Consider the following 26,779-nt stretch of genomic DNA (forward strand, 5'->3'; position numbering starts at 1 on the left):
TCAAAATCAGCACTATGCAATCGCGCCAGATATAAGGGCGGCAAATGTTTGTGCGGCCTCTTTCTCGGTGCAATAACCATTGACCATTTGCAGCGAAAGCGCCTCGCCCGCCCCCACCAGCCCGATACACCGTCGTTTTAACTCGTCTGTATCAAGCGAGGTAAAGGGCACCATGGCAGATACGAAAAGCGCAACATAATTATCAAGCAGTTCCTGATGAACTGGCCCGACGCCCTCATTTCCTGACAAAGCCGCCGCAACAAGATGCCATTCACCGTTGCTATCCGCAGCACAATGCATATAGGCGCGCGACAGCATATCGATCGTTTCGGCAACGTCACCCTGCACACTGCTAAGGGCTTCGCGAAGCATGTTGGTCTGAACTTCATCCAGCTTTTTGTAAAGGGCAAGCAACAGACCCGCCCGGGTCCCAAAATGCTCGTAGGAAATCGGTTTTGTCACCCCGGCCTGCGCGGCCAGATATGCCAGTGTTAGCCGGTCGGCCCCCTCCTCACGGATAATATTTTGGGCAACACCCAAAAGTTGCTCACGTCTTTCGGCCTTCGAAAGACGCCCGGCAGAAGCCTTTACCGTCCCCTTTTCCGTCGCTTGCCTGACCAATGACATGCCCTCTTGCAAAACCTACCAAAAGTAAGTTACGTTAAGTAAGTTACTTTTGGTAACATATATCGTTGATGGGGCAATACTAGGTGAAGCCCTGAAAGATTGAAAGGTAATACAATGTCAGTCGCACCCATTCTGCTTATTGGTGGCGCCGGTTTCGTCGGTCAGCAAACAGCAAAACATTTGCAGGCGCAAAACCCAGGCATTCCGATGATAATTGGCGGAAGAGACCTTGCCAAAGCACAAAAAGTCGCTGCAAATTTTGACAATACGGAAAGCATCAAAATTGACATTGAAGCCGCAGATCTTGGCCTGGGAAAACGTGAAATCAGCGCAGTTGCCATTTTTTTCAAGGACGACGCGCTGGCAGGGCTGCGGTTTGCACAAATACGCGGCATTCCCCATATCAGCATTTCTTCCGGCGCGTCAGAAATCGCCCCGGAAGTGGCCGCCTTTATGCACAATCCCGGTGCCTCGGCAGTTGTGTTAGGGGCTGAATGGCTTGTCGGTGCGGTTACGATCCCGGCGCTGGAGATGGCCAAAAAAATTGCATCCATCAACACAATAAAAATCGGCGCATTACTTGATGAAAAAGATTCAGGTGGCCCCGCAGCAGAAATTGACATGCACCGTTTGGGCGAAACCCTGCCGGCCGCATTAACGCGCAAAAACGGTGCCTTTTACTGGCGGGTCGGTGAAAATACAAAATCCACTTTCCGCGCCATCGACGGCACCCTGCACGAAGCCGTTGCACTTTCACCTTATGACGTCATGGGGTTGGCAACGGCAACAAACGCCGCCAATATTGCATTTGATCTGGCAGTTGGGGTTACATCTTCGCGTCGTCAGGGCAAACAGATGTCGACGGAAATCATCATCGAGATTGCCGGTAAAGACAAAGACGGCACCCCGTTGCAGCTCCATCAGGCAGTTTTCCATCCCGACGGCCAAATGCCTCTGACGGCACTGGGCGTTGCCATGACACTTGAACGATTATTGGGGCTGGATGGCAAAACGCCAACACCCTCCGGGCTGTATTTTCCCTTTCAGCTTCTGGGTTCTGAAAGCTATTTTGCCCGTCTAGATGCAATCGGCGGCAGGGTTTTGACCCTGGACCCCGATGCCAGACGGCAAGCTGAAAATCCATTTGCCTAACATCAGCCCCATCCCCCAAAACACCTGAACAACGAAAAAGGGGGAACCGATTTTCGGCTCCCCCTGTTCAATCCACCTTGGTCCTAAAACCCGAATAGAAAGGTAATTGCGGCCCCCACGGCAATAAGCCCCAGTCGCACCAGCCACGTTCGCGATGAAATAATACCGAACGAAATGGCACCCAGGCCCAAAGCCACCTTAAGCGACGCACCAATCGCAAAAACCGGGTTGGTCCCCAGCAACAACAGGGATGGATTTGCCACCATCGCCAAAGGCACCAGATACAACCCGACACCAAGCGACATTGCCGTTCCTGCAACCTTCAGCCAGTTTTCCTCGACCATACCTGCGGCAATAAACACTGCCCCGCACACCGGCGGCGTAATGGTTGAAAGCAACGCAAACCAGAACACAAACAAATGTGCCTGCAACGGATCAAGGCCCAACTCGCCAAGGGCAGGCCCCGCAACGGACACGCAAATCACATAAGCTGCCGTTGTCGGCACTTCCATGCCCAAAACCAGACAGGCAATAGCTGTCAGGAACAAGGCGGGCCACAACATCCCCCCCGAACCGGAAAGCAAAAGCGATGTAATTTTCACACCCAGCCCGGTGAGGCCCAAAACACCAATCACGATCGACGCACACAGAATAATCGAGGCAATCATGGAAATTTGACGCCCGGCATTCAGGCACACATCGATATATCGATCACGACTGCGGCGTAAATCAAAGGTCAGCCCGGCATCAAGAAACAACAAGGCCGCCCCGGCCAAAAGCGCAATGCACGCCGCATATTGCGGGGTATATCCCCCCCCAAACATGCCCCATAACAGCACCGTAAACGGCACCAGGAAGAAGGCCGACGTAATCACCACCGCGCGCAGGGTTGGCCGGTCTTCGTCAGGCAGACCGGGCAAGTCATAACGCCCGGCATAGGCATTAATGCCAATCCATACCGCCAGAAAATACAAAATCGCCGGGGGTAATGCCGCCACCATGATTTCAGAATAGGGATGGCCGGTAAGTTCCACCATCACAAAGGCCCCGGCCCCCATCAGCGGCGGCATGATCTGCCCGCCCGATGACGCCACGGCCTCGACCGCGGCAGCAAGGCGCTTGGGGTAGCCCAGGCGCGTCATCGCGGGCAAGGTGATTGCCCCGGTTGAGGCCACATTCGCCGAGGCCGAGCCGGAGATTGAGCCAAACAAAGCCGACGAAATTACTGAAACCTTGGCCGCCCCGCCGCGCAACCGCCCGGCAGCAGCACCTGCCACATTCATAAAGCCCTGCCCGGCTTCACCAGCATTTAGCACCGCGCCAAAAATAACAAAAATCGCAACAATGCTAACAGAAACGCCCGTCAGGCTGCCCCATAAGCCACCTTCGGCAATGGTAAGCGTGCCCAGCATGCTTTCAACCGGCAGGCCACCATGACCAAATTCACCGGGAATATATTGGCCCCAGAACCCGTATGCCAGCGCCAGTGATGCCACCAGCGGCAACGGCCAGCCAATCGCCCGGCGTGCCATTTCCAGAACAATAAATAACAACGCCAGCGCAACAACGACCTGGAAATTATCGGCCAAAAACCCGTACTGATCGGATAATTCACTGTGATGCACCGCGATCCAGCCACAACCAAACAGCCCAATCGCCGTTAAAATCGTACCGCTAACTTTTTGCAATGGCGTTTTGGCAACAAATATCAACGCCCACGGCAAAGCCAGCGCCATATGTAACGGACGGCTTACCAGGTTGGGAACAAGGCCGGAAAAAATCAGCCACAGATGAAAAACAATGGATACAGCCCCAAGGGCGATCCAGACCGGACGGGCAAGGCCCGGATGGGAAGCAGATTGCATGATATTCCTGAAACAGAAGGCCCGGTGCAACAGGAACTGACACACCGGGCCGCAAGGGCAGATTACGTCAAGGACGCCTATTTTTGATCATCACGTACCGGAAAACCGGCTTCGGCATAATACCGCAACGCACCGGGATGAATTTTACCGGTGATATTCACCAGCATGTCAGGGGTAACACCTTTCCACCACTGGGCATCCTGGCCCATTTTGGCTTTCTGGCCCCAATAGGTTTTGGTCAGGGCATAGGCTGTGTCGTCATCCATGGCGGTGGTAGCATAGGCGATAACCGACAAAGAGGATGTATGAATATCATCCGTCTGGCCGTTATAGGTGCCCGCCGGAATAACCGCAAGATCACGCCCGGTTTTGGCGATTTGATCATCGCTAAGTGACAAAACCTTTACATCCATGCCCGCCGCGGCCTCGATCACGTTGGGGGCAGGCCACGAGCCAGCCGTCACAAAAGCATCAATTTGCCCGTTTTTAAGGGCAGCAACAGCATTGGACAATTCGGCACTGGCAAGTTTAACCTTATCGTTCAGGCCAAACAGTTCCAGGTACTTTTCACCTTCTTTCGCCCCGAAAGACCCTTTGCCCAGCAAAACAGTCTTACCTTCAAGATCGGCAAAGCTGTTAATACCGCGATCTGCGCGGGCCACAAAATGCATGGTCAGCGACGGAATCGGAAACAGGGCACGAACTTCGGCAAACTTGTCGGTCGGGCGCCCTTTAAACGGGCCGGTGCCAGCCTGTGCCGATGCAACCAGCGCGGGCGGTGATGTAAACATATAGTTGCCCGGCCGTACCGAGGCTTCCATCACGTTCTGAACCGACCCCTGGCTTTCCTCGACCGTCACAATAATATCGCCGCTGGTGCCGGTTTTGGCGGCTTCGGCAAACTGGGCTGCCATCTGATAATAGGACGATGCCGATTTTGCCGATTTAAGGGTAACGCGGGTTTCGGCCTGTGCCATTGTGCTCCATGCGCCCAACAGGCCCAATCCTGCGGCCAAAACACCGATTGTACGTAAAACTTTCAAGCTATCCTCCCGTTTTTCGGCCAGCCCCATAATCTTCCATCTGGCCGTTTGCTATTCATAGACGCAAAATTCCGCCCACAGCAGGGCAAATTTCCGCAAATTTCAACCAATTCCAAATCATAGAAGGCATCCCGGTAGCAAAGGTCAAGTAACTTGTCGGCATGAAAGCAGCCCGTCGCAACGCAGCATTTTCCATCGCATTTGGATCCGCCATTGTCTTGTGAAAGGGCTTGCCAACCCCCAATTGAAGGGCGACGCTATATAATGACATTTCTGCCATGTTTGTTTTCGTGCCATGGTTGCGCATTGAATGCTGGCATTTGCAGATAAAATACCCTATTTGCGGCACATCACGTCAAGCTATTCGGGGAAGTTTCCCCAACGCTTCCGGGAACACCCCGGATTGGAATACGTTCCTGAAAACCATAAATGTTTCACCCTGTTAGATTGACAGTATGACTGTTGGTCCGGCAGGGTATTTTCGAAATACTGCAACGCCCGAGGTTGGCCATGCCGCGTTCGCCTATTGCGATGATAATTGCCCTGTCGGCGACCCTCTTTGCCGCTTTCACCCTTAATTCAGGGTCATCGCTGCAATCATCATTGCTGGCGTTGCGTGCGTCCTCCGAGGGATTCGCGCCGATCTATACCGGTATCATTATGGCGTCCTATTATTCCGGCTTTGTCGGCGGCATAATCTGGGGGGCGTCCCTGGTGAACCGGGTTGGTCATATCCGCACCTTTGCCGCCCTCGCCTCGACCGGATCGGCCATTACCCTCCTGCATGCCGTATTTGTCGACCCCATCACATGGGCGCTGTTCCGCGCCATGACCGGGCTTTGCCTGTCGGGCCTGTATCTGGTGGTCGAAAGCTGGCTAAACGAACAGGTCGATAACAATTCGCGCGGTGCCATGATGGCATCCTACATGACGGTATCGCTCGGTGGTTTGGCGCTGGGGCAGCTCATGCTTAACCTGTCGCCCATTTCCGGGTTTGAGCTGTTTACCCTGGCATCGGTTTTATTATCGCTGTCGCTGGTGCCTATCGCCCTGACCCGCCAACCCCCGCCTGCGGCCGTCAGTCATGAACGCATGAAACTGCGACGCCTGTTTAAAATTTCGCCACTCGGGTTTGTTGGCGCGGCAGGCAGCGGTGTTTTTTCGGGCGCCATTTATGGCGTTGGTCCGGTGTTTGCCGCCGATCTGGGGCTGCCCACCGCCGACATCGCCACCTTCATGTTTTTTGTCATTTTGGGCGGCATGATGTTGCAATGGCCGATTGGCCGCGCGTCAGACATGGTGCCACGTCAATATGTTCTTATTGGCTTGCTGGTAGGCCTGATCATGACCGGTCTGGTGCCTTATCTCATGCCCGAAACAGTCCGCACCCACCTGTCTTTCTGGGGGGCTTTACTGGGCGTGTTTACCATGCCGGTCTATGCCATTTCAGTGGCCTATGTGAATGACTATCTGACACCGGATGATTTTGTCCCTGCCAGCGGCGCCCTGTTGATTGTTTACGGCGGTTCCGCAGCACTTGGCCCGATTGTGGGTTCCATGTTCCTGGATTATTTCGGTCCGTGGGGCTTGCCGTTGCTGTTTTCAATCGTGGCTTTTGCCATGGCTGTTTTTGCCACCTACCGCGCCGGTTTTGGTCGCCGTATTACACTGGAAGAACAGGGAACATTCGTTGCTGTGCCACGCACAACACCTATGGTAACCGAATTATCCCCCCTGGGTGACGAAATCGCCGCCGACGAGGAATCCACAGCCATGCAGGCCGAAAAAGACGCTACCGACAACAGCAATGTTCCCCCACAGGGCGGATCATGAGGGGTTGGTTTTGCCACAGGCGGACCGGCATGGAACGTGCGGTTTACTGACCGCCTCGCAAATGCAGTACAATTAAGGTTGCGGTCTGCCGGATCCTTTCAGCTTTTCAAACGTTTTCCATAATGCGGAAAACATCCCACAGATTTGAAAGCTGTGGTGGACCCGGGGTGGTACTGGCACCTATGCTATGTCCAGATAGCTGGGCATGCTGACATGTGCCCGGTGAAATCATGACACTGGCGAGAGGAAACATGACCCAAAGAATCAGCAAAGGTAGCTTGCAGGTTGCAACCGTGTTGCATGACCTGGTAGCAAAAGACGTCCTTCCGGGTACTGGAGTGGATGCAGATGCGTTCTGGGCATCGTTTGAGAAGCTGGTAAAAGAACTGGGGCCGCGCAACCGCGCCCTTCTGGCCAAGCGTGACGATATGCAGGCCAAAATCGACGAATGGCATCTCTCGCGCCGCGATCAGGCTCGCGACCCCGCCGCCTATAAGGAATTTTTGGCCGAAATCGGCTATTTATTGCCCGAAGGTGACGATTTTTACATTACCACCACCAATGTTGACGCCGAAATTGCCCGTGTTGCCGGGCCGCAACTGGTGGTACCCGTCATGAATGCGCGCTATGCCTTGAATGCGGCCAATGCCCGCTGGGGCAGTTTATATGACGCGCTTTATGGCACCGACGTCATTGACACCGAAGACGGCAAGGAAAAAGGCAAATCCTTTAACCCCAAACGGGGTGCCGCCGTGGTGGCCTATGCTGCCGATTTCCTTGACCATGCAGCACCGCTGGCCAATGGTGCCCATATTGATGTTGTGAAATACGAAGTTCGCGATAATGGTGCGGGCTGGTGGGCGCTTCAGGCAACATTGGCAGACGGCACCGAAACGGCGCTGGCGCAACCGTCGCAATTTATTGGCTTTAACGAAAAAGACGATGCCGTCACGGCCATTTTGCTGCGCAATCATGGTCTGCATATCGAAATCTCCATCGATCCGACCCATTTCATCGGCAAGGACCACCCTGCCGGTGTTGCCGATGTGATTATGGAATCGGCCCTGACCACCATTCAGGATTGCGAAGATTCAATTGCCGCCGTTGATGCCGAAGACAAAACGCTGGTTTACCGCAATCTTTTGGGCCTGATGAAGGGCACACTGGAAGAACAGTTTGAAAAAGGCGGCAAAACCATGACCCGGCGGTTAAACCCGGATCGGACCTATCAGGGCTTTGATGGTCAGGAAGTCACCCTGCCCGGTCGCAGCTTGATGCTGGTGCGCAATGTCGGCCATCTGATGACGACCGATGCCGTGCTTGATGCGGATGGCAACGAAGTGCCCGAAGGTTTCCTTGATGCCCTTATGACTGCCGTGATTGCCAAACACGATATTGAAGGCAATAGCAGCGTTTCAAATTCCCGGATGGGCAGCATCTATATTGTAAAGCCCAAGATGCACGGCCCCGAAGAAGTCCAGCTTACCAGCGACCTGTTCGCCTTTGCCGAAGAAGCGGCCGGTCTTGCGCCCCATACCCTTAAAGTCGGCATCATGGACGAGGAACGCCGCACGACGGTAAACCTTAAGGAATGCATCCGCGCCGCTCAGGACCGGGTTGTGTTTATCAATACCGGGTTTCTGGACCGTACGGGCGATGAAATCCATACCAGCATGGAAGCCGGGCCGATGGTGCGCAAGGAAGCCATGAAGGATCAATACTGGATTTCCGCCTATGAAAACTGGAATGTTGATATTGGCCTTGAATGCGGCATGAAGGGTATTGCCCAGATCGGCAAGGGCATGTGGGCCAAACCCGACCGCATGGCTGAAATGATGGAAGCCAAAATTGGCCACCCCAAGGCTGGCGCAAATTGCGCCTGGGTGCCGTCTCCCACTGCCGCCACCCTGCACGCCATGCATTACCACAAGGTGGATGTACGCGCGGTTCAGGACGAAATTGGCAAGCGCGACCGGGCCAGCCTGGATGATATTCTGGCGATCCCGCGTCTGGGCGATCAGCACCCGATGCGCAGCGAAATCCAGGCAGAGCTGGACAACAATGCCCAGGGCATTCTGGGTTATGTCGTCCGCTGGATTGATGCCGGGGTTGGTTGTTCCAAGGTGCCCGACATCAACAATGTCGGCCTGATGGAAGACCGTGCCACCCTGCGTATTTCCAGCCAGCACATTGCCAACTGGCTACATCACGGCCTGTGTGATGAAGAACAGGTAATGGAAACCATGAAACGCATGGCCGCAGTGGTGGACCAGCAAAATGCCGGTGATGCGGATTATCGCAACATGGCACCAGACTTTGACAACAGCGTTGCCTTTCAGGCGGCATGTGACCTGGTATTCAAGGGCCGTGAACAGCCCAATGGCTATACCGAACCCGTCCTTCATGCCCGCCGTCGCGAAGCCAAGGCCAAATACGGCGCCTGATTACCCCTGCCTGACAAACCCTTGTGGATCCCCCGACCGGTCCTCACGGGTTTTGCCGGCAGTTGTTCTAAAAAACAGCCCAAGCTGGTAGCGATACAAGCTTTACCGGGCTTCAAATACGAGCAAACCCCGCCCCTTCGTGGCGGGGTTTGTCATATCTGGCGTTCAACACACCCACCACAAAGACCTTTGCCATTCCAAATTCTTCAAGATTTTTTTGTAATGAAACAATAAAATCAAAAATAACCATAAGTTGAACTTAAACATAAAGTGTATTTTTTAAGTATATCAGTAATACCACTTAAAATAACAAGCTAGTTATCGGTCATAAATCAACAAAATATTCATTTATGCTTACCAGTCTTGTTATCATATTTTAAATTTTTTCAATTCCCTCGCACATTTTCGAAAATTATTTATATTAGACATTCTTTTATTTACTCATTATGGTGATGAAACTTCACCGTCACTTCAAATGACACATAAAATGGAAATGCAGTTGCCCTTCAGAGGCAAACACAACGCATTTCACAAACCAGCACATCAGGAGGCTACAAATGAAAAACATCTTTCGAAAACTTGCGCCTGCTGCTGCCATGCTTGTCATGGCAACCATGGCTTCGGCTAATGCGCAGGCAGAAACATTAACCGCCGGGGTTGAAGCCGCTTTTCCGCCTTGGGCCTATGTTGAAGATGGCAAATATAAAGGCATCGCGATTGATGCCATGCGGGCCATCGCCAAGGATCAGGGGCTGGATGTTGAATTCAAGGACCTGCCCTGGCCATCCCTGATCCCCGCCCTGGTCAAGGGGCGCATTGATCTTCTTGTTACCGGGCTGAATGTCACCCCGGAACGCGCCAAGGTTCTCGATTTCACCATCCCGTGGTGGGAAAATGACGATGAAATCCTGGTGCCCAAAGATTCCGACAAAAACCTGATCACCGCAATGTGCTGTGGTGCGACCGTTGGCGCACAGGGCGGGGCCACGCAATATAAATGGCTGGAAGACAACCTGGCCTCGAACGACAAGGTTGATATGACCTTGCGGGGCTATGAAGATTATGTCACCGCCATTTCCGACATGTTGGCCGGGCGGCTGGATGCTGTTGTCACCTCGACCGACACTGCCGAAGATTTCATTGCCAAGGGACGGCCGATTAAAATCGCCGGGACCATCCAGCAAAACCAGCCCCAGGCGCTTGCCGTTGAAAAGGGCGACCCCAAAAAATTGCTGGGCAAAATCAACGCCGGGATCATGAACATTTATAAATCCGGCGAGTGGGCCGAAATTGTTCATCGCTATGCGCCGCAATCAAGCATTCGCGACATCCCGACCACCATGCCTTCCTATGTCGATACCTATCAGGGCGACATTCCCGGTTACACAAAGTAACGGACGGCTGGCCGTATTGCTGCGCCATACAGGGGGCAGCAATACGGCATTTCTTTTCGTTCCAACGAGCATGAAAACATGATTTTCGAAACGTTGATAAGCCAGATGCCCTATCTGGCACATGGCCTTGCCGTCGCCATCGGGTTACTTGTGTGCCTTTTGTCCCTGGGCCTTGTTCTGGGGCTGATACTGGCGATCCTGGAAGTTTACGGCCACTGGAGCCTGCGGCTGGTCTGCGTCGCCTTCGAGCGCGTTTTTCGCGGCATTCCCGCCATTGTGCTGTTGCTGCTCTTTTATTACGGCGTAACCGATTACATTGAAATGGGGTCGTTTACCGCCGCTGTGCTGGCACTTGGCTTACGATCTGCCGCCTATCAATCGCAAATTTTTCGCGGCGCCTTTCTGTCGGTTCCCACAGGGCAAATGATGGCAGCGCGCGCCATGGGCATGAACAAACTGCAAGCCATCCGCGAAATCATTATGCCGCAGGCGTTGCGCATGTCGATCGGGCCGTGGACCAACGAATTTTCCAGCGAATTAAAGGCAACATCGCTTGCCTATGTCATCGGCGTTGTCGAACTGACCCGTCAGGCCAAATACATCATCTCGAACACCCAGGGGAATATCCTGATCGTGTTTGGTGTGGTTGCCCTGATGTATTTCGTCGTCAATCGCGCAGGCAACTGGGCCCTGTATCGGCTCGAAAACCGCCTTGCATTGCCGGGCTTTGAACACAGGGGAGACGCATAATGCTGCTGCGTGTTGAAAATATTCATAAAAGCTATGGCGCGGTGGAAATTCTCAAAGGCGTTTCCTTTGACATGGCACCGGGTCAATCCAAGGTCATTATGGGGCCATCGGGCACGGGAAAATCGACACTTCTGCGCTGCGTCAACCATCTCAGCCCGCCTGACCAGGGCCGGATTTTTGTTGAAGGCGAAGAACTGACTGCCAAAAACCTCAATACAATGCGTCAGAAGGTCGCCTTTGTTTTTCAGGATTTCAACCTGTTCACCCATTTGCGCACGGTTGAAAATGTTGCCATCGGCCCGCGCAAGTTACGGGGCTTTAGCAAAAGTGCGGCGCTTGACCTGGCTTACAAGGAACTGGACCGCGTGGGGCTGTCGGACCGGGCAGATGCCTATCCGGCGGAGCTTTCGGGCGGTCAGCAACAACGTGCCTCGATTGCGCGGGCGCTGGCGATGGAACCCAAGCTGATTTTGTTTGATGAACCCACCAGTGCGCTGGACCCTGAATTAACCGGCGAAGTGGTTTCGGTGATGAACAAGCTTGCCTCCGAAGGCATGACGATGCTGGTGGTCAGCCACGAAATCGGTTTTGCCCGCAAGGCCGCCGATGAGGTGATTTTCATGGAAGGCGGCAAAATCATTGAACAGGGCCCGCCCTCGCAATTGTTTGAAGCCCCGCAACAGGACCGCACCCGTGCCTTTCTGAACGTGATTGAACACGGAGGCGACGCATGAGCGCGTGGCTCGATTTCGCAATGGAACATCTGCCCTATGTGCTGGAGGGCTTGCCCACCACACTGGGCTTGTGGATCTCGGCAATGGCGATCGGGGCGGTATTGGGCCTGGCCTTGGCATGGGCGCGTATTTATGGCAACCGGCCCATTTATGCGATTGCCACGGTGTATGTGGAAATCTTTCGGGGCACGCCGATGCTGGTTCAGATGTTATTCATCTATCTGGGATTGCCCGAAATTGGCATCACATTTGACCCGCTCACCGCTGCTATTATTGCCATTGGCCTCAATACCGCGGCCTATCAGGCAGAATATTTGCGCGGTGCCGTGCGCTCCGTTCCTGCCGGGCAAATGACGGCGGCACGCGCCCTGGGCATGGGAAAATTTCAGGCCTTTACCACCATCATCCTGCCCCAGGCCTTGCGCCGGGTTATTCCGCAATGGTCCAACGAGGCGATTTTGGAACTGAAATATACCTCAATCGCCTATGCCATTGGCGTCACTGAAATTACCGCGCGTGCGGAAAAAATCGGTTACGAGACCTTTCAGTTTTTCGAAGTCTTTTTGCTGATCGCGGCGATTTATGTGGTCATGACCAGTGTAGTCGCACAATTGTTGCAGCTGCTGGAAAAGAAAGTCGCGGTCCCCGGGCTTTAGGCGGCTATTGCAACGCACGCCGTTCACCATGCCGACATCATCGTCGCCAACACCGTAATACAATGTACAAACCCCGTCTTTCGATGGCGGGGTTTGTTCTATCTTGCAACCATCAGGTCAAAATTTCATATCCCTTGGCAGTCACGACAATGCTGTGTTCGTACTGAACCGTGGGTGCGCCAGTATCGGCATACAGCGTCCAGCCATCGTCCTTATCCTCGGTCGCCCATTCCGACCCCATCGACAAAAAAGGCTCGATCGTAATCACCTGGCCTTTTTTAAGGGTACGGCGTTCGCGCGGGTCATCCCATGTGGCGATCGTGCCGGGTTCTTCATGCAAGGAACGGCCAACACCATGGCTGGCAAGATTACGGATCAGGCTGTACCCGTTTTTACGGGCAAAATTTTCAACCGTCAGGCCAATTTCACGTAGGGGTGTGCCGTGTCGTACCGTGCGAATGGCGCGCATCATCGCTTTGCGGCCATCTTCGCACAGTTTTTTAATCTCGGGTTCACGGGTTTCAAACCCGCCAAGAACAAAGCTGGCACCGGTATCGGCAAAATAACCATTCAGGGATGCCGACACATCAACATTAATCAAATCACCGGTTTGCATAACCCGTGACCCGGGAATGCCATGAGCGATCACTTCATTCACACTAATGCAGGTTGCCCCGGGAAAATCATACTCCCCTTCGGGCGCAGAAATGGCTCCGGCAGCATCCAGCATGCCACGACCGATATTATCAAGCTCGGCAGTGGTCATGCCCGGTTCGGCCGCAGCACACATCAGATCACGTATTTCGCCGCACAAACGCCCGATACGGCGCATGGCAACAAGGTCAGCTTCGTTTTTGATTGTCATGCAAAGGCTATGCGATTTTCATCCGGTAAAGTCAAGATTGCAGCATTATGTTCGTTGCCTCGTCACCTGATTGCGCACAAATAGCTGGCAACCATGCCAGCACAGGGCTGACTGGCATATACCGCGATCATGCTGGCACAATTACAAAATAAAACGCATTAATGTGCATCTGGCCTTGCGAAAATCGCGCTGGCGGATTACGCCCTGCCCTTTATGCTCGCACGGCAAAATGCCCTTATTAAACTGGCAATGGACAATCAAAATGACCATGACCGACATGACCTACTGGCTGGAATTAACCGGCGTTGCGGTTTTTGCTGTCACCGGCGCGCTTGAAGCCTCGCGCCGACAAATGGATATTGTCGGTTTCATTCTGATCGCCACCTTTACCGGCATTGGCGGCGGCACGGTCCGCGATGTTATTACCGGTGAAACCCCGGTATTCTGGATCCGCGACCCCGCCTGGATCATTACCTGCATTGCCAGTGCTATTGTGGTTTATTTTACCGCCCATCTGCTGGAACGGCGTTATGTTGCATTGATCTGGCTTGATGCGCTGGGGCTGGCCATGTTTGGCGTAACCGGGGCCGCGATTGGTCTTAACCTTAACCTCTCACCTTTGGTCGCGATTATTCTGGGCATGATCAGTGCCACCTTTGGCGGCATGGTGCGCGATGTGGTCTGTAATGAATTGCCGCTTATTTTGCGCCCGGAAATCTACATTACCTCGGCGCTGTTAGGGGCCACCATTTACACGGTGGGAACCGCCATGCTGGAACTGCCCAAGCAGCCCGTGGCGCTGGTGGCATTTTTATGTGCCTTTGCCCTGCGTGCGGCCGCGCTTAAATACCGGCTTAGCTTTCCGGTCTATCGGGCGCGACCAGGACGCGAATATTAGAATCGGGTCAAACCGAACGGCAAGCCAACCGGAACTACATGAAAGTGCATCATAAAATTGTCGATCGATTACAATCTGACGCCATCAAACCGGCGTGATGTTCCCTTTGCAAAAGTGATCCGGTATTTTATTGATAAAACACATTTTCCGTGATGTAGTCGCTATCACATATTGCCTGCCTCCTGATAAGGTCTAGGATAGACCCGGCACGCACCCCGATATTCATGACAATAACAGGCCAGTTTAATGCTTGAACATTCGATGAACGCCCAGAATATTCTGCCACAGGATACGGAAACAGCCATGCTGATTGGCCGGGTCTGGGACCCGCGCGTTAGCGGGCCGACCCCGGTTTTGGTTGCAAATGGCACGTTACACGACATTAGCACCTTGGGTGCCACCACCAGCCAGCTTCTTGAACGCGAAGATCTGGTGGTAAAACTTCACAACCCCGCCGACTTCCCCGTTATCGGCACCCTTGACGAAGCCCTTGCCAACAGCACGCCGAATGCAGATCTTGGCAAATTACACATTCTGGCCCCCAACGATGTTCAGGCTGTTAAAGCCAGCGGTGTAACCTTTGTCTCCAGCCTGCTGGAACGCGTGATCGAGGAACAGGCGCGCGGAGATTCCTCGCGTGCCGATCAGATTCGCCGTGAAATTACCGAAATTATTGGCGAAGACCTGTCACAAATCCAGCCGGGCTCTGAAAAAGCTGCCGATATTAAAAAGGTCCTGCTGGAAAAAGGCGCATGGTCGCAATATCTGGAAGTCGGGATTGGGCCAGATGCCGAAATTTTCACTAAAGCCCCGCCGATGTCATCGGTTGGTCAGGGCGCGAATGTGGGCCTGCACCCGATTTCGCATTGGAACAACCCCGAACCTGAACTGGTGCTGGCCGTCACATCAACCGGTCGCATCGTTGGCGCCACCCTGGGCAATGATGTGAATTTGCGCGATGTCGAAGGGCGTTCAGCCCTGTTGCTGGGCAAAGCCAAGGATAATAACGGTTCTTGCGCCATCGGCCCGTTCATTCGCCTGTTCGACGGTGAGTTTACCCTGGAAAATGTCAAATCGGCCGATATTGCCCTGACCATTGACGGGGAAGACGGCTTCCACCTTGAAGGTGTCAGCTCGATGAGCAAAATCAGCCGCTCGCCGGAAAGTCTGGTCGGGCAGGCGATTGGCAAACATCACCAGTATCCCGACGGTTTCATGCTGTTTTTAGGCACCATGTTTGCCCCGGTCCAGGATCGTGGCGCCAAAGGTGCAGGCTTTACCCATGAAACCGGCGATATCGTTAAAATCTCGACGCCGCAGCTTGGCGCACTCATCAATCGTGTGGACCGGTCCGATAAAATTGCACCCTGGTCATTTGGCATTACAGCCTTGATGCGCAATCTGGCTGCGCGCAGCTTACTATAGCCGATTCTTCCCGACCTGCGCCCGGATCCCACCCTATAAACACACAACACCCCGAACCGTACGGTCCGGGGTGTTGTCGTATCGTCCTAACTGATCGATCAAAACCAGATCAGTTGGCAACCTTCATGGCAGCACGTTCAACCAGGGTTGACCAGTTGCCATTGGAAATGAAATGGCAATAAACCAGATGCACCCAGCCGCGTTTGCGCCATGCCAGGAAGGTTTCATCGTCCAGTTCATTAAATTTGGCTTCATCGATCACTTTGAAACCCGACAGGCTCAGCTTGCGGCCATCGGCCAGTGTGGCGTCAGCACGGTTTTCCACCAGCAACCCGGCTTCGGTGACAGCTTTCAGAAACTCGGCTGTGGCCGCATAATGCGCCTGGTAATCGCGACAAAAATCAAGCGCACTTTGCGTCATTTTTGACGGTTCACCATCAACAAAGAACGGGTTTTCCGTGCCTTCGACAACGGTTTTTGCGTCTTCATCCACACACAGGGTGTACTGGCTTTTTTCTTCGTTCTCAAAAAAGATGAACGGATAACGACGGATATAGGCCGGAACATAGGTGCCCGGCGTCCAGTTGCCTTTATCGTCAACCATCAGGTTTTCCGATGCCCGCAAACCCAGCAATGCCACCATCTGGGGCTGCGCGCCATCGGTAAACAGGATCGGATAATGCTTGCACACCATCGGCAGTTCAGTTGCCACAACCGGCACCGAATTGGTGGTCGCCGCAAACGAAAAATCCGACGTCGGCGTCAACGACATGCTGCCATGACGCTCGGCCAGAACCGCACGCGGTTTGCTATAAAACAGTGGCAGGTTTGCGCCCGCTGTTTCGGTTTTTGTCGCACCGGTCGTCTTGCTTTCCTTAGCCAAAATATCCTCACATCTTCATGTCGCCAGCCGAAAAACGGCTTGTATAAAACGGTCCGCAGTCCCTTCCCGTCTCTTTCGACCTGCATCGAAAGCCCCGATCTGCAACCGGTTGTGCGCAGGAAATCCCTCAGCCAAACGTATCCAATCGTTGCCCCTGACAGAACGCAACCAGGAAACGAACCTTACTTCCCTCAATACACGGCCCGTCCGTGCCGTTGCAACAGCTATCACTGAACGGAACGTCCCATTTTGCTGAATGTGATTTGATCTGGCACTGACAGGTGGGGGAGCCTGAACCTCAATGCACAAAACCACCAAACCTGGAAAGCATTAAGAGTGATCGTATTGTTCCAGCACGAACAAAGCCGGTTTTTCATTATGGTGCAGTGGCGGGAACAGCACGGTATATCGCGACCTGATTTGATTTAATCGTCTCATTCATCGAATAGGTCGAGCCGGCATCGATGACAATTTTCCAGCTTTTATCCGCCTTCTTTGCCTTTGCATTGAAAGCAGAATCAGGAACTGATTTGAAGTCACTGTAACGATAGAGGTTATATGACGTTCCGGGTTCCAAACCGGACACTTTGACCGTTAGGGTGATGTCGCTGGATGCCGGGCGAATATTCGAACCTTCTTTCATCGCCGGTTTTTCATCATTAACGTTGGTTGTGAGGCGAACCGGCAGCGTCTGACCATCTTTGTCGATAATACCGGTTACGGCGATACCATAATTTCCAACTGTCCTCGGCAACGCATAAACCGCTCCCGAGGGTAAATTGGCTTCGGTTCGATTGGCTTGAAATGCCTTGAATGAGTAACTGTACATAAACGCAGGCGCGCCATTGCCTGCCCACAAGCCATTATCACTGAAGGTCAATACATCATCGTCATAATAGATCGATGGCTTTTGCAATGAGTGACGGGATGTAACCCCGCGAACAGGAACGATGTGATCGTACTCTTCATCGCCCGCATCAAGGTCATCCGTTCCATAAAAGAGATGGCGGTTCATATAAACGCCGATAATCACCGGGTGACCAGATACAATGTTATCCTTTACCCACCTGAGAAAAGCTTTCGTACTGGAACTTGCGTCACCTTCCCATGCACTTGTCTTTAGATGCATCTGCGCAGCCGCGTAGGTGTCATTCACACCAAGCAGAAACTGGCTTTCTTCAGTTGACTGGTCTGCTCCCTTGCTTGCAATAGCACGTGCGTCAAACTGGGATACATATTGCCCATAATAAAGGCCCGCGCTGATAAGGGCGACTTCCCCACAATAACCGTAATTTGCTCTCCACTGCAGCCTTGCCGGCATCTCAAGTGCTTTACCCATCGACATGCTATCGCCCACCTCCGGCGAACTGCCTGGGCCTGCATATGCCAGTGGTGGATGCAGGCTTAGTGACAAGACGCTAAAAACCACCATATGGCTCAAGTTCAAATGAACCAGCCGGATACTTTTCACAAGACTCCCGTAGACATTCATCTTTCACCTCAACGACTTTTATCCCTGAAATGTAAGGCAGCAATTTTAAGAAACGAAATTTATTTTATTGTCACTTAAGATCAAAAAATTTTATCTTCGTGCATGTTCAAATATGCTCAAAGCTTCTGCGTACTCGTAGAAGAACTCCATTTCAGCCGGGCTGCAGCCCGGCTCCATCTCACTCAGCCAGCGCTCTCTCATCAGATTAAAAAACTGGAGGAAGAGGTCGGTTTCCCGTTGCTGCTGCGGTCCCCGCATAAAGTCGTCGTAACTGATGCGGGCAAGATCTTGGCCCGTGAACTGGCTGCGGCGTTAACCCTGGTCGACCGGGCTGTCGAACAAGCACGGGACGTTGCACGTGGCGATGCCGGTATGCTGGCCATTGGGTATTGCGAACTGCCGCAAGCTGGTCACATGACAGCGATCATCCGCCGATATCGCGAATTATTTCCTGGTGTGGACATTACGCTCCACAATATGCCAACTATCGACCAGATCGACGCTCTGCAAAAAGGGGCAATCGATATCGCGTTCTTACATCCACCGATTCATCAAACCAATCTGTCGCTGCAATTCGCAGGTGAAGAAAGAATCGGCGCGGCCATGAGGGCTGATCATCCACTGGCAAACAAACAGGGACTGCAGCTTTCAGACCTGTCCCAAGAGCGCCTCATCGTTTCCGCAGAAGAAATCGGCCCAGTCCTCTATCACTCGATAGTTTCCGCATGCAGCAAATGTGGATTTCAGCCTGTTTTACGTGAAGAACGGTTTCGTTGGCACGCCATGCTCGATCAGGCCGCAGTGGGGCTTGGGGTGGCGCTCGTGCCAGAAACACTTTGCAGTAGCAGCAATGACCTGGTTGTTTTTCGGCCTGTTCAAGACCTGAACATCATGCTGCAAACCGCAATTGCGACAACCGGCTCACCCATTAAGCCCGTGGTATCCAGCTTCATGGCAACAGCAGCTGCGTTTGTAAAATCCAACTCCTGACGGCTCTGCTCCATATTTAGCCGGATGCTTCTTCGTGCTGTATGTGGAAAGATATCCGCAATCTGCGCGCGGCTTTGCCGTGCTCGACCTTCGAGCTAAAAAGGTGCCACCGGCACCTTTTCTTGACGCTCTCAGCCTTCACGTTATGAGAAGGCCCATAACCAAAGAAAGTCATCAGTTCAAAGCAGACACCTGAATAAATAAAAAGCCCCACCATCCGAAGATGGCAGGGCTTTTTATTGGTTGCGGGGGCAATCGCCGAATTTCGATTCAAATTTGCGGGTCCGGGTTATTAAACCCCAAAAAGACAAACTCCTAACCCGCAACGAATTGAAATCATAACCCTCTCTTTCTTGTCAAGCCGTTAAAATTGACAAGAGAGATACCGTGATGAAATGGGGACAGGCCAAATTTGAATTTCTCGCCCTGCGCGAAGAAATACACAAAGCCCTTGCCAGTGGCAAAACAGCCAAGCGCATTCACGCCGACTTAAAATCCCAAAATCGCATCAAAATGTCGCAACGGTCTTTTTACGGCTGGCTGCGCCATGAACGTCTATTCGGTCCTCTCATGGTCGCGGCGGATATTGCCTCAATGCGCACAAAGCGTACGCAACACCATCCCCTCCCCCAGAACACCCCTTCCCCTCTCGACAATCAGGAAGACGAGCAATGAGCGCAGAAGTGCCGTTGAGCGGCAACGATCCGCCTGACCTGCCCCTTCATCACCGCCAGGGTTCGGACCTGGTCTGGTGATGTCTAAAGGATTTGCCCCATCCGGCCCGTTACCCGGTTTGAAGACCGGGTCGGGCCACCGGCATCAAAGGACAGAACCATTGGGGATCCATTTCATGACCATTTTCTCACACCAAAAGCAGCTCAATCCACACCACATCATGCCCGCCACAAGGCACGACGCATGAGCTGGCAGGCTGATTTTGTTCTGCTGACTTACCGCATCCGCAAAGAGCGCCTCGACAAAGGCTTAAGCCAGATCGAGGCCGCTAACCTGATTGGCGTGTGCGAGCGCAGCTACCGGGATTTTGAAGCTGGCAAAAGCGATCTCTCGTCAAGCCGGCTGTTCAAGCTCGCCCAGGCATTGGGCATCCAGATTCTTATTTCTTAGGGAGCATTCCAGAATGGCACTTATCAACATGACATTGCAGGGCAAGGGCGGTGTCGGCAAATCGTTTATCTCCAGCCTGCTGGCGCAATATTACCTGCCCCGTGCCGAGAACCTGCAATGTTTTGACACCGATCCGGTCAACCAGACCTTTGCCGGATACAAGGCCTTTCCTGTCGAGACCATCCGTCTCGGTGAACGACAGGACGAAATCAATGCCCGCTATTTCGATGCCCTGATTGAAAAGATCATCGACCTGCCAGAAGAGTCCGTGGTGGTCATTGATAACGGAGCTTCAACCTTTCTGCCGCTTCTGGGTTACCTGGTGGAAGCCCAGGCTTTTGACGTTCTGCATGAACTCGGACACGAAATCCGCCTGCATACCATCGTCACCGGTGGGCAAGCCTCAACCGATACCGTTCAAGGGCTGGGTCAGATCCTGACCCACCTGCCCGAGCTAACCATTGTCGTCTGGCTCAATGAATATTTCGGGCGTGTGGAGCGGCGCGCCGCAAATGGCGAGATCGAAGGCTTCGAGCAATCCGGCCTTTATAAAAAGAACAAGGACCGCATTCACGCGCTGGTGCGCCTGCCCGAAGTCCGCAAGGAAACTTTCGGTCATGACGTCGAGCAAATGATGCGTGCCCGTCTGACCTTTGATGAAGCGGTCCAGTCGCCCGAGTTTGCCGTAATGGCCCGCCAGCGCCTCAAAATGACATGGCGGACTTTGCACAACACCATGGAACAGGCGGTGCTGTGATGGCAGGCCTGCTCGACGATACCCCGCCACCACCCGTCACAATGGATAGTGTCGAGGAACTGCGCACTTATTTGTGGCAGCAACATCAGATCACGGTCGATGCCGATGATCCGGTGTTGCTGGTCCATACCATCCTGCGCCTGTCGCTCGATGAACAGCGCCGGATCAATGACCAGTATAACCGCGCCCTTTCCCAGACCGTTCGCGATGCCTCGCAGGATTTCACGACCGATGTACTGGCCGCCATTGAAGCCTTCAAGGCCGAGGCGCTGGGTGATGTCGTGCGCGAACGCATCAAAACCATGAATGAAACGGCAGAGATGGCGGAAGACGCCATCCGCCAGTTCGCCCGCCTGCTGCGCACCCAGAAGATCCTGACCACGCTCAATATTCTCGCCGTCGTCTTCGTCGTCGGTGTGCTCAGCGCCCTGACCCTGTGAACCCGCATTTATTCCGATTTGAACCCGACTTCATTCCGAGGAAACCATGACCAAAAACAAATTGTCCCTGTGCCTGCTGGTTGCCGTGGCAACCCTCATTCTCACCGAGCCCGCCTTTGCCCAGGCGGCCTCCACCTCTGCCTCCGGTGAATGGTATGAACCAATCATTAGCCTGTTTGAAAGTGTTCAGACCGGGGTTGGCAAGATCGGCACCATTGTGGTGGGCCTTGGCGTGATGGTGCTTGGCATCTGGGCCGGGTTTACCGGACGCATGGACTGGATCCGGGCGGGCATGATCGTCATTGGCGGGGTGCTGGTCACCTCTGGTCCGGCGATCTCGGCTGGCCTGTTTGGCGGGTCCTGATCATGAAAGCTGGCAGCGCCGTTCTCACCCGCATTCAAAACCAGATGACCATGTTTGGCCTGCCCGTGCCGCTGATGATGCTCAGTGTCGTGATCGGGGCATTGGGTCTGGTTCTGATGGTCATCCTCGAAATCTTCTGGCTGATGCTCCCGACAATGGTTCTGGGCATTGCCGGGGCATGGATGTTCTTCATCCGCAAGACCAAGGATAACATGCACTTTGACCGGGAACTGTCGCTGCCGCCCCGCTTCTGGCGGGCCAGTCGCGGCAACCGGTTGCTCAATGCCGGGAGGAAACAAAAATGATCTGGCCTTCCGTCCTTGCCACCTCTCTTGTCGCCACCATGGCCGGGGGCCTTGTCGTCCCCGCCAGCCGCCGCCTGCTGCTTGGTGATGTCAAATATGACTGGTTGCAGGACCAGCTTGAGCTTGACTGTATCGAAAGCGATGCCACCACCATACGCGGCAAGGATAACAGTCTCTCAAGGGTGTTTCGGTTTATCGGCACGTCCTATGACGCCAAGATCGAGGCCGAACAGGAAAACCTGCTGCAAGCCCGCTCGATCCTGGTTCACAAGCTGGGCCAGTTGGGCCTGAGCCTGCGCTGGTTTGGCCTCAAGCGCAAACGCGCGATCAATGCCCGCGCCACCTGGCCCAATGCCCCCTTGCAGGAAGTCGGTGACGCCGAAGCAAAGCAGTTTCGCTCCAGCTATTTTATCGACTGGTATCTGGTGATTACCGGCACTTCGATGCCCGCCCTGCATGAAGCCACCGACATTATTGATGCCGATGGGGCAAAATACGGGGTTGATCTGCTGGCCAAAGCGCCCGAGGGCCAAAGCTGTGATCTGACCGGGTTTTTAAACGGCATTGTCTGCGGCGAATATCGCCACGATCTCGGCCCGATCCCGCAAGACATCTCGGGCGGCCTGCCCGCCAGTGATCTGAACTTTCACAAGGATAACGGGGTGATCCGCAGTTTCACCCCGACCGAGAAATTGCAAAAGGTGATTACGGTCGCCAAATGGCCGGGCACGGTGACGGGCCAGATCATTAACGACATCATGACGCTCGATGGCGAGATCGAGATTTGCCAGATCTGCGATCCCTTTGATCAGCACAAGGCCCTGCTGTATCTCACCCGTCGTCTCAGTGGTGAACAAAGTGCCCTGTTTGGCAATGCCGAGGCCGCCGCCGAGACCGATGCCCTGATCGCCATGATCAATCAGGGGGATGCCACCCTGTTTGCGACGCAATTCCAGATCATTGCCCGGGCAGATACATCCGTCAAACTTGATGCCCTGATCCGCAAGATCACCCGGCGCTTGTCAAACCGCCAAATCCTCTATCATGTCCAGGTACGCGGCGCGCCGGTCTGCTGGTTTAACCGGATTCCGGCCAAGTCACGCGCCAGGCTGATCCCGGGCGGGCGCTTCATGTCCTCGCTCGAACTGCGCAGCGAAAACATTGCCGCCCTATGGGCGATGCAGCATTCCGCCACCGGCCTCACCGAAAGCCCGCTCGGCCCGGCCCCGTTGCGCTGGTTTACCACGACGAGTGGGCAGGCCTATGCGGCGAACTTCCATGTCACCAACAAGCCCAAGACGCTGGCCAACTTTCTCGTCTTTGCCCCGGCGGGCAGCGGCAAATCAACACTGCTGATGCATCTTCTCAGCGGGGCGTCAAAGTTTGATCGCATTCGCTCCTTTATCTTTGATTCCAAAGAAGGCTCGCGCTTCATGGTCGAGGCGCTGGGCGGGCTCTATCAGCCCTATGAGAAGCTGGCCTTAAACCCGCTGGATGTCGGGGAAGACAATCCGGCCAATCGCGAACGCATCAATTTCATTCTCAAGGCCATGGCCGGGATTGAACTGGCCCCGGATGATCGCGAGGCCCTGTCGCATGCGATTGATCTGGCCTTCCAGATCGATCCGCCCAATCGCACGCTCAATGCCCTGTTTCCCTATGCCTTTGCCAAACGTTCCGAACTGCGCCGGGCGTTTTCGCAATGGGTGATTGATGACAAGGGCAATGCCGGGCTGCGCAGCCACATCATGAATGCGCCCCATGACAGTCTCGGCGGGATGCTCAACCAGTCGCATATGGTCGGCATCAATATGAACGAGGCGTTGAAAGACCCGTCGCTGGGCGCGCCGATTGTTGGCCATATCGCCGAGACCATTGCCAAATCGGTTGCACCGAACTTGCGGGGCTTCATCATCCTGATCGAGGAAGCGGCCAATCTTTTGCGCAATCCCGGTTTTTGCGATTTGGCCGCCGAGATGTACCGCGAATATCGCAAGCTCAACGGCATTGTCGGCATGATTTTTCAGGACCCGGCAGCACTGGTGAAAAGCGGCAAGGCGGAAGCCTTTATCGAAAACACCGCCGTGTTCATCTTCTTTCCCAATTCCAAGATCGATGATGAAAGCCTGGAACCCTTCAATCTCAATGACGAGCAAAAGGCCTTTGTGAAGGGCCGCACGCGCTCGGAAGAGTTCAATGACCGCCGGGTTCTGATCATTAAGCGCGACGAAGTCAGTGGCTATGAAGAAAGCGCCATTCTCAATGTCGATCTTTCGCCGCTGGGCGATCCACTGCGCTTTTACCGCTCCGGTCCTGACGAAAACAAACTGATGGAAACCTTGCAAAGCAAATGGGGGGACGCATGGCGCAACCACCTTTGAGCTCTGCCCCGGGGCGGTTCACAGCCCCACGGCAGAACAAAACCCTGATCGCATCCTCAATCACAGCATCCCGGGATGATCTTCTGTTTCTGATCGTCACACTGGCCGGGTTGGTCCTGACCGCCGGGCTTCTGGTTGTGGCACCGGTTGCCGGGCTGATCCTGGTAAGCCTGCAATGTTTCACAAGCCTGTTGCTGGTTCTGCGCGCTGTTCTTGTCTGCCGTTTGAAACGGGGGATGAAATGAACAGAAAGCATCTGCGCATCCTTGCCGTTGCCGGCCTGCTCACCCTGACCAGCCTGCCCGCTTCCGCCACCTATCCGGTGTTTGACGCCACCTCGTTTGTTAAAATCACCGAACAGTTCAACAAGCTGCAACAGCAGTTTGATGAACTGATGAAACAGACAGACCTGCTCGGCAAGATCAGCAAGACCGCCCAGGACCAGATCAACGCCATTGGCAAGCTGGGGCAAGTCGCGGTGCCCATTCTCAACCTTGCCAAGCTTGGCCAGCAGATCAATCGCGACATCTCCTGTTTGCTGCCCGATTTCTCCAAGCTGATGCCCGGGATCAATCTTGATGATGTTGACTGGAAAAGCATCTGTGCCCGGCGGTTCTTCTATAACTCCACCCTGTGGTTTGATCCCAAGGACCCGGAAAGCTGGAAGTTTGGCGAGGAAGGCAGCCCCGATGACTGGGCAATGCCGGAAGGTGGGAGCTGGGGCGGAGGTTCAAGCGGCGGCTCGGGCGGAGACGGCAATGCGCCGAACTGGAAAAACCCCGACAGCCCGACAGAACAGCGGCTTTATTTTGCGGCAAGGGCGGCAGCGCGCAAGGCGACCGAAGAACGCCGGGCGAAAATGGCGCGCGAGGCGGTTAATACCGGACTGGCGCAAGCGGATCGCACCTCGACCGAACTGGCCGAGATCAATCAGGACATTATCGAAGAGCTGGAATCACAAGGCGAACAGGCGGGCGATCTTAAAACCTTCATCGCCACCCTGCTTAAGGCGGAACTGCATCAAAGCCGCATTCAGGTGCAGCAACAGCAGCAAATGGCGCAGTTGATCCGCATTCAGGCCAACATGCTCATGCAGTTCCGTCCCTCCGGGGATGGTGGTGAGCAGGAAGGAGGCGATGAATGAAGATCGCCTCTTTGAATAATCTATTTTTTGCCTTGCTCGGCGCGCTGACGCCATTTTTCAATTTTGGCTTTCTGCGCACGATCAAACTCTGCCTTGGCTGCGGCATCTGCTGCTTTTCTCTCGGCAACACTTTGCTGAATTTCATTAAATTCAGCGGTATCTGCCGCCGCCAACTCATCGGCGCGCCAATCGGGCAGATCAAAACACTGATGTGTAAAAATATTGCGCCTAATCGTTGCACTGCACGCCAAGCTCCTCGGGGCGACATCACCACCAGAATTGTTAAAAGAGCCATAAGACCTCCCCGGCTGATCACGAAGCGAAGGGCTCCACACTTTGGATTGTGCAATCCAGAGATCGTAGCCCTGCATGATCTCGGTGGCATCGTCACGATCCTTAATTGCTTCCCGCATCTCGGCGATGGTGCCTTTAAGAAGACCGGCATCGTAAGCCGCCTTGGCAACCGGAAAAACCCGGTTCCATTCGGTCCAGAACTTATCCCGAGTATCCAGCTCTTCCCACATACGGGCCGCATAGCCGTAGTCGAAAAAATCATTCTGCTTTGCACAGGTTCCGCACGTGTCCCAAGCCGCATGAGCGGGTGCAGAGAAGACAAGAAGGCAAACAATCATGGAATATGACAGCCCCGCAGCGCAAACCGCTGTTAACTGCTTCATGTGCGAACCGATGCAGCGGTATCTGGATGCGGCTGCCGGATATACCGATGCTTTAAGCAAGGTGCTGACCACGCCGATGGTGGTCATCTTTGGGTCTGTCGTCGCCATTTGGTTTATCGTCCACGGTATCAAGATGGTGATGGCAAAGTCCGATCTGATCGGATTCTCGCATGAGTTGTTCTTCATCACAATAGGCGCGGGCCTTTTATCTGGCCAGGGTGCGATACTTGTCAATCTGATCTACAACACCTCGCTTGCGACAATGGGCGGGGCGGCTGCCGTCGTCTTGCAAGCCGCTGCAACCGCTGGCGGTGAAACCAACAAACTGATTAGCGATGCCGCGACAAACTACAAGGGCATGACGCAACTGGTTTATGTCGCCGAAATCGGTTTTCGGGCCGTCCTTCAGATGGCATTTGAAGTCTGGTCTGAATTCTCGCTCGGCAATCTGATGGCCGGGGTTTATGGCGTCCTGATCGCCATTCCCTGGCTGCTTCTGATGGTGATTTATTTCAGCCAGATCGCAGTCAGCATT

The 26,779-nt window shown here is 54.0% G+C and carries 28 protein-coding genes and 1 pseudogene; 20 read left to right on the top strand and 9 right to left on the bottom strand.

The window, feature by feature from the left end; translation table 11 throughout:
* Nucleotides 1-12: 12 nt before the first annotated feature.
* Nucleotides 13-627, bottom strand: coding sequence for a TetR/AcrR family transcriptional regulator (locus J4E05_RS09180; RefSeq protein ID WP_349594538.1), 615 nt, complete (start codon nucleotides 625-627; stop codon nucleotides 13-15).
* 114 nt (nucleotides 628-741) lie between these two features.
* On the opposite strand from J4E05_RS09180, the gene J4E05_RS09185 reads away from it, so the two are divergent.
* Nucleotides 742-1,779 (top strand): hypothetical protein, encoded by a 1,038-nt coding sequence (locus J4E05_RS09185; protein ID WP_349594541.1) that lies wholly within the window; start codon nucleotides 742-744, stop codon nucleotides 1,777-1,779.
* A gap of 83 nt (nucleotides 1,780-1,862) precedes the next feature.
* Here the strand turns inward: J4E05_RS09185 and J4E05_RS09190 are convergent, their stop codons facing one another.
* From J4E05_RS09190 to J4E05_RS09200, 3 genes are all read right to left on the bottom strand, one after another.
* Nucleotides 1,863-3,644, bottom strand: a complete 1,782-nt coding sequence (locus tag J4E05_RS09190) for a TRAP transporter permease (protein WP_349594544.1) — start codon at nucleotides 3,642-3,644, stop codon at nucleotides 1,863-1,865.
* Nucleotides 3,645-3,721: 77 nt separating this feature from the next.
* On the bottom strand, nucleotides 3,722-4,687 hold the full coding sequence (locus J4E05_RS09195) for a TAXI family TRAP transporter solute-binding subunit (RefSeq protein ID WP_349594547.1): 966 nt from the start codon (nucleotides 4,685-4,687) through the stop codon (nucleotides 3,722-3,724).
* 55 nt (nucleotides 4,688-4,742) lie between these two features.
* Nucleotides 4,743-4,967: a hypothetical protein gene (locus J4E05_RS09200; RefSeq protein ID WP_349594550.1), complete on the bottom strand. Its 225-nt coding sequence runs from the start codon at nucleotides 4,965-4,967 to the stop codon at nucleotides 4,743-4,745.
* A gap of 230 nt (nucleotides 4,968-5,197) precedes the next feature.
* Between J4E05_RS09200 and J4E05_RS09205 the strand changes: the two genes are divergently transcribed.
* Nucleotides 5,198-6,520: an MFS transporter gene (locus tag J4E05_RS09205; RefSeq protein ID WP_085588294.1), complete on the top strand. Its 1,323-nt coding sequence runs from the start codon at nucleotides 5,198-5,200 to the stop codon at nucleotides 6,518-6,520.
* 251 nt (nucleotides 6,521-6,771) lie between these two features.
* A complete protein-coding gene (locus J4E05_RS09210; RefSeq protein ID WP_349594553.1) occupies nucleotides 6,772-8,964 on the top strand; it encodes a malate synthase G in 2,193 nt (730 codons plus the stop codon).
* Between the two features lie 112 nt (nucleotides 8,965-9,076).
* Here the strand turns inward: J4E05_RS09210 and J4E05_RS09215 are convergent, their stop codons facing one another.
* Nucleotides 9,077-9,214, bottom strand: a complete 138-nt coding sequence (locus J4E05_RS09215; protein WP_349594556.1) for a hypothetical protein — start codon at nucleotides 9,212-9,214, stop codon at nucleotides 9,077-9,079.
* A 307-nt stretch (nucleotides 9,215-9,521) separates the two neighbouring features.
* Here J4E05_RS09215 and J4E05_RS09220 point away from each other — a divergent pair, with 307 nt between their 5' ends.
* From J4E05_RS09220 to J4E05_RS09235, 4 genes are all read left to right on the top strand, one after another.
* The gene (locus J4E05_RS09220) at nucleotides 9,522-10,358 is read left to right on the top strand and encodes an ABC transporter substrate-binding protein (protein WP_085588290.1); all 837 of its coding nucleotides are present in this window, start codon (nucleotides 9,522-9,524) and stop codon (nucleotides 10,356-10,358) included.
* 78 nt (nucleotides 10,359-10,436) lie between these two features.
* A complete protein-coding gene (locus J4E05_RS09225; RefSeq protein ID WP_349594559.1) occupies nucleotides 10,437-11,108 on the top strand; it encodes an amino acid ABC transporter permease in 672 nt (223 codons plus the stop codon).
* Nucleotides 11,108-11,842, top strand: coding sequence for an amino acid ABC transporter ATP-binding protein (locus J4E05_RS09230; protein WP_349594562.1), 735 nt, complete (start codon nucleotides 11,108-11,110; stop codon nucleotides 11,840-11,842). Before J4E05_RS09225 ends, J4E05_RS09230 begins: the two co-directional genes overlap by 1 nt.
* Nucleotides 11,839-12,498, top strand: a complete 660-nt coding sequence (locus J4E05_RS09235) for an amino acid ABC transporter permease (RefSeq protein WP_085588286.1) — start codon at nucleotides 11,839-11,841, stop codon at nucleotides 12,496-12,498. The genes J4E05_RS09230 and J4E05_RS09235 overlap by 4 nt, the downstream gene beginning before the upstream one ends.
* 112 nt (nucleotides 12,499-12,610) lie before the next feature.
* On the opposite strand, the gene map is transcribed toward J4E05_RS09235, so the two are convergent.
* Nucleotides 12,611-13,363, bottom strand: coding sequence for a type I methionyl aminopeptidase (gene map / locus J4E05_RS09240; protein WP_085588285.1), 753 nt, complete (start codon nucleotides 13,361-13,363; stop codon nucleotides 12,611-12,613).
* 262 nt (nucleotides 13,364-13,625) lie between these two features.
* Here map and J4E05_RS09245 point away from each other — a divergent pair, with 262 nt between their 5' ends.
* Both J4E05_RS09245 and J4E05_RS09250 read left to right on the top strand, forming a co-directional pair.
* Nucleotides 13,626-14,261 (top strand): trimeric intracellular cation channel family protein, encoded by a 636-nt coding sequence (locus J4E05_RS09245; RefSeq protein ID WP_085588283.1) that lies wholly within the window; start codon nucleotides 13,626-13,628, stop codon nucleotides 14,259-14,261.
* A gap of 246 nt (nucleotides 14,262-14,507) precedes the next feature.
* Nucleotides 14,508-15,686, top strand: coding sequence for a fumarylacetoacetate hydrolase family protein (locus J4E05_RS09250; protein WP_085588281.1), 1,179 nt, complete (start codon nucleotides 14,508-14,510; stop codon nucleotides 15,684-15,686).
* A 109-nt stretch (nucleotides 15,687-15,795) separates the two neighbouring features.
* On the opposite strand, the gene J4E05_RS09255 is transcribed toward J4E05_RS09250, so the two are convergent.
* Nucleotides 15,796-16,569, bottom strand: coding sequence for a SapC family protein (locus tag J4E05_RS09255; protein ID WP_349594568.1), 774 nt, complete (start codon nucleotides 16,567-16,569; stop codon nucleotides 15,796-15,798).
* A 376-nt stretch (nucleotides 16,570-16,945) separates the two neighbouring features.
* Nucleotides 16,946-17,914, bottom strand: coding sequence for a hypothetical protein (locus tag J4E05_RS09260; RefSeq protein ID WP_349594571.1), 969 nt, complete (start codon nucleotides 17,912-17,914; stop codon nucleotides 16,946-16,948).
* Between the two features lie 249 nt (nucleotides 17,915-18,163).
* On the opposite strand from J4E05_RS09260, the gene J4E05_RS09265 reads away from it, so the two are divergent.
* The 10 genes from J4E05_RS09265 to J4E05_RS09310 all read left to right on the top strand — a co-directional run bounded on the left by J4E05_RS09265 (nucleotide 18,164) and on the right by J4E05_RS09310 (nucleotide 25,567).
* Nucleotides 18,164-19,051, top strand: a complete 888-nt coding sequence (locus tag J4E05_RS09265) for a LysR family transcriptional regulator (protein WP_349594574.1) — start codon at nucleotides 18,164-18,166, stop codon at nucleotides 19,049-19,051.
* A 369-nt stretch (nucleotides 19,052-19,420) separates the two neighbouring features.
* Nucleotides 19,421-19,726: a TraK family protein gene (locus J4E05_RS09270; RefSeq protein ID WP_349594675.1), complete on the top strand. Its 306-nt coding sequence runs from the start codon at nucleotides 19,421-19,423 to the stop codon at nucleotides 19,724-19,726.
* A gap of 243 nt (nucleotides 19,727-19,969) precedes the next feature.
* Nucleotides 19,970-20,176, top strand: a complete 207-nt coding sequence (locus tag J4E05_RS09275) for a helix-turn-helix domain-containing protein (RefSeq protein WP_349594577.1) — start codon at nucleotides 19,970-19,972, stop codon at nucleotides 20,174-20,176.
* 28 nt (nucleotides 20,177-20,204) lie between these two features.
* Nucleotides 20,205-20,933, top strand: a complete 729-nt coding sequence (locus J4E05_RS09280) for a P-loop NTPase family protein (RefSeq protein WP_349594580.1) — start codon at nucleotides 20,205-20,207, stop codon at nucleotides 20,931-20,933.
* The gene (gene traM, locus J4E05_RS09285; RefSeq protein ID WP_349594583.1) at nucleotides 20,891-21,373 is read left to right on the top strand and encodes a conjugal transfer transcriptional regulator TraM; all 483 of its coding nucleotides are present in this window, start codon (nucleotides 20,891-20,893) and stop codon (nucleotides 21,371-21,373) included. Before J4E05_RS09280 ends, traM begins: the two co-directional genes overlap by 43 nt.
* 46 nt (nucleotides 21,374-21,419) lie before the next feature.
* Complete coding sequence (locus J4E05_RS09290) at nucleotides 21,420-21,737, top strand: TrbC/VirB2 family protein (protein WP_349594586.1); 318 nt, start codon at nucleotides 21,420-21,422, stop codon at nucleotides 21,735-21,737.
* 2 nt (nucleotides 21,738-21,739) lie between these two features.
* Nucleotides 21,740-22,042: a hypothetical protein gene (locus J4E05_RS09295; protein WP_349594589.1), complete on the top strand. Its 303-nt coding sequence runs from the start codon at nucleotides 21,740-21,742 to the stop codon at nucleotides 22,040-22,042.
* Nucleotides 22,039-24,423, top strand: a complete 2,385-nt coding sequence (locus J4E05_RS09300; RefSeq protein WP_349594592.1) for a VirB4 family type IV secretion system protein — start codon at nucleotides 22,039-22,041, stop codon at nucleotides 24,421-24,423. Before J4E05_RS09295 ends, J4E05_RS09300 begins: the two co-directional genes overlap by 4 nt.
* Complete coding sequence (locus J4E05_RS09305; RefSeq protein ID WP_349594595.1) at nucleotides 24,405-24,668, top strand: hypothetical protein; 264 nt, start codon at nucleotides 24,405-24,407, stop codon at nucleotides 24,666-24,668. Before J4E05_RS09300 ends, J4E05_RS09305 begins: the two co-directional genes overlap by 19 nt.
* On the top strand, nucleotides 24,665-25,567 hold the full coding sequence (locus tag J4E05_RS09310) for a hypothetical protein (protein WP_349594598.1): 903 nt from the start codon (nucleotides 24,665-24,667) through the stop codon (nucleotides 25,565-25,567). The genes J4E05_RS09305 and J4E05_RS09310 overlap by 4 nt, the downstream gene beginning before the upstream one ends.
* Nucleotides 25,568-25,587: 20 nt before the next feature.
* Here the strand turns inward: J4E05_RS09310 and J4E05_RS09315 are convergent, their stop codons facing one another.
* On the bottom strand, nucleotides 25,588-26,199 hold the full coding sequence (locus tag J4E05_RS09315) for a hypothetical protein (RefSeq protein WP_349594601.1): 612 nt from the start codon (nucleotides 26,197-26,199) through the stop codon (nucleotides 25,588-25,590).
* On the opposite strand from J4E05_RS09315, the pseudogene J4E05_RS09320 reads away from it, so the two are divergent.
* Nucleotides 26,198-26,779: pseudogene (locus J4E05_RS09320) on the top strand (hypothetical protein); the annotation flags it as partial. The gene J4E05_RS09315 and the pseudogene J4E05_RS09320 overlap by 2 nt on opposite strands.

The sequence above is a fragment of the Thalassospira sp. NFXS8 genome (genome assembly GCF_040148805.1).
GTDB lineage: Bacteria > Pseudomonadota > Alphaproteobacteria > Rhodospirillales > Thalassospiraceae > Thalassospira.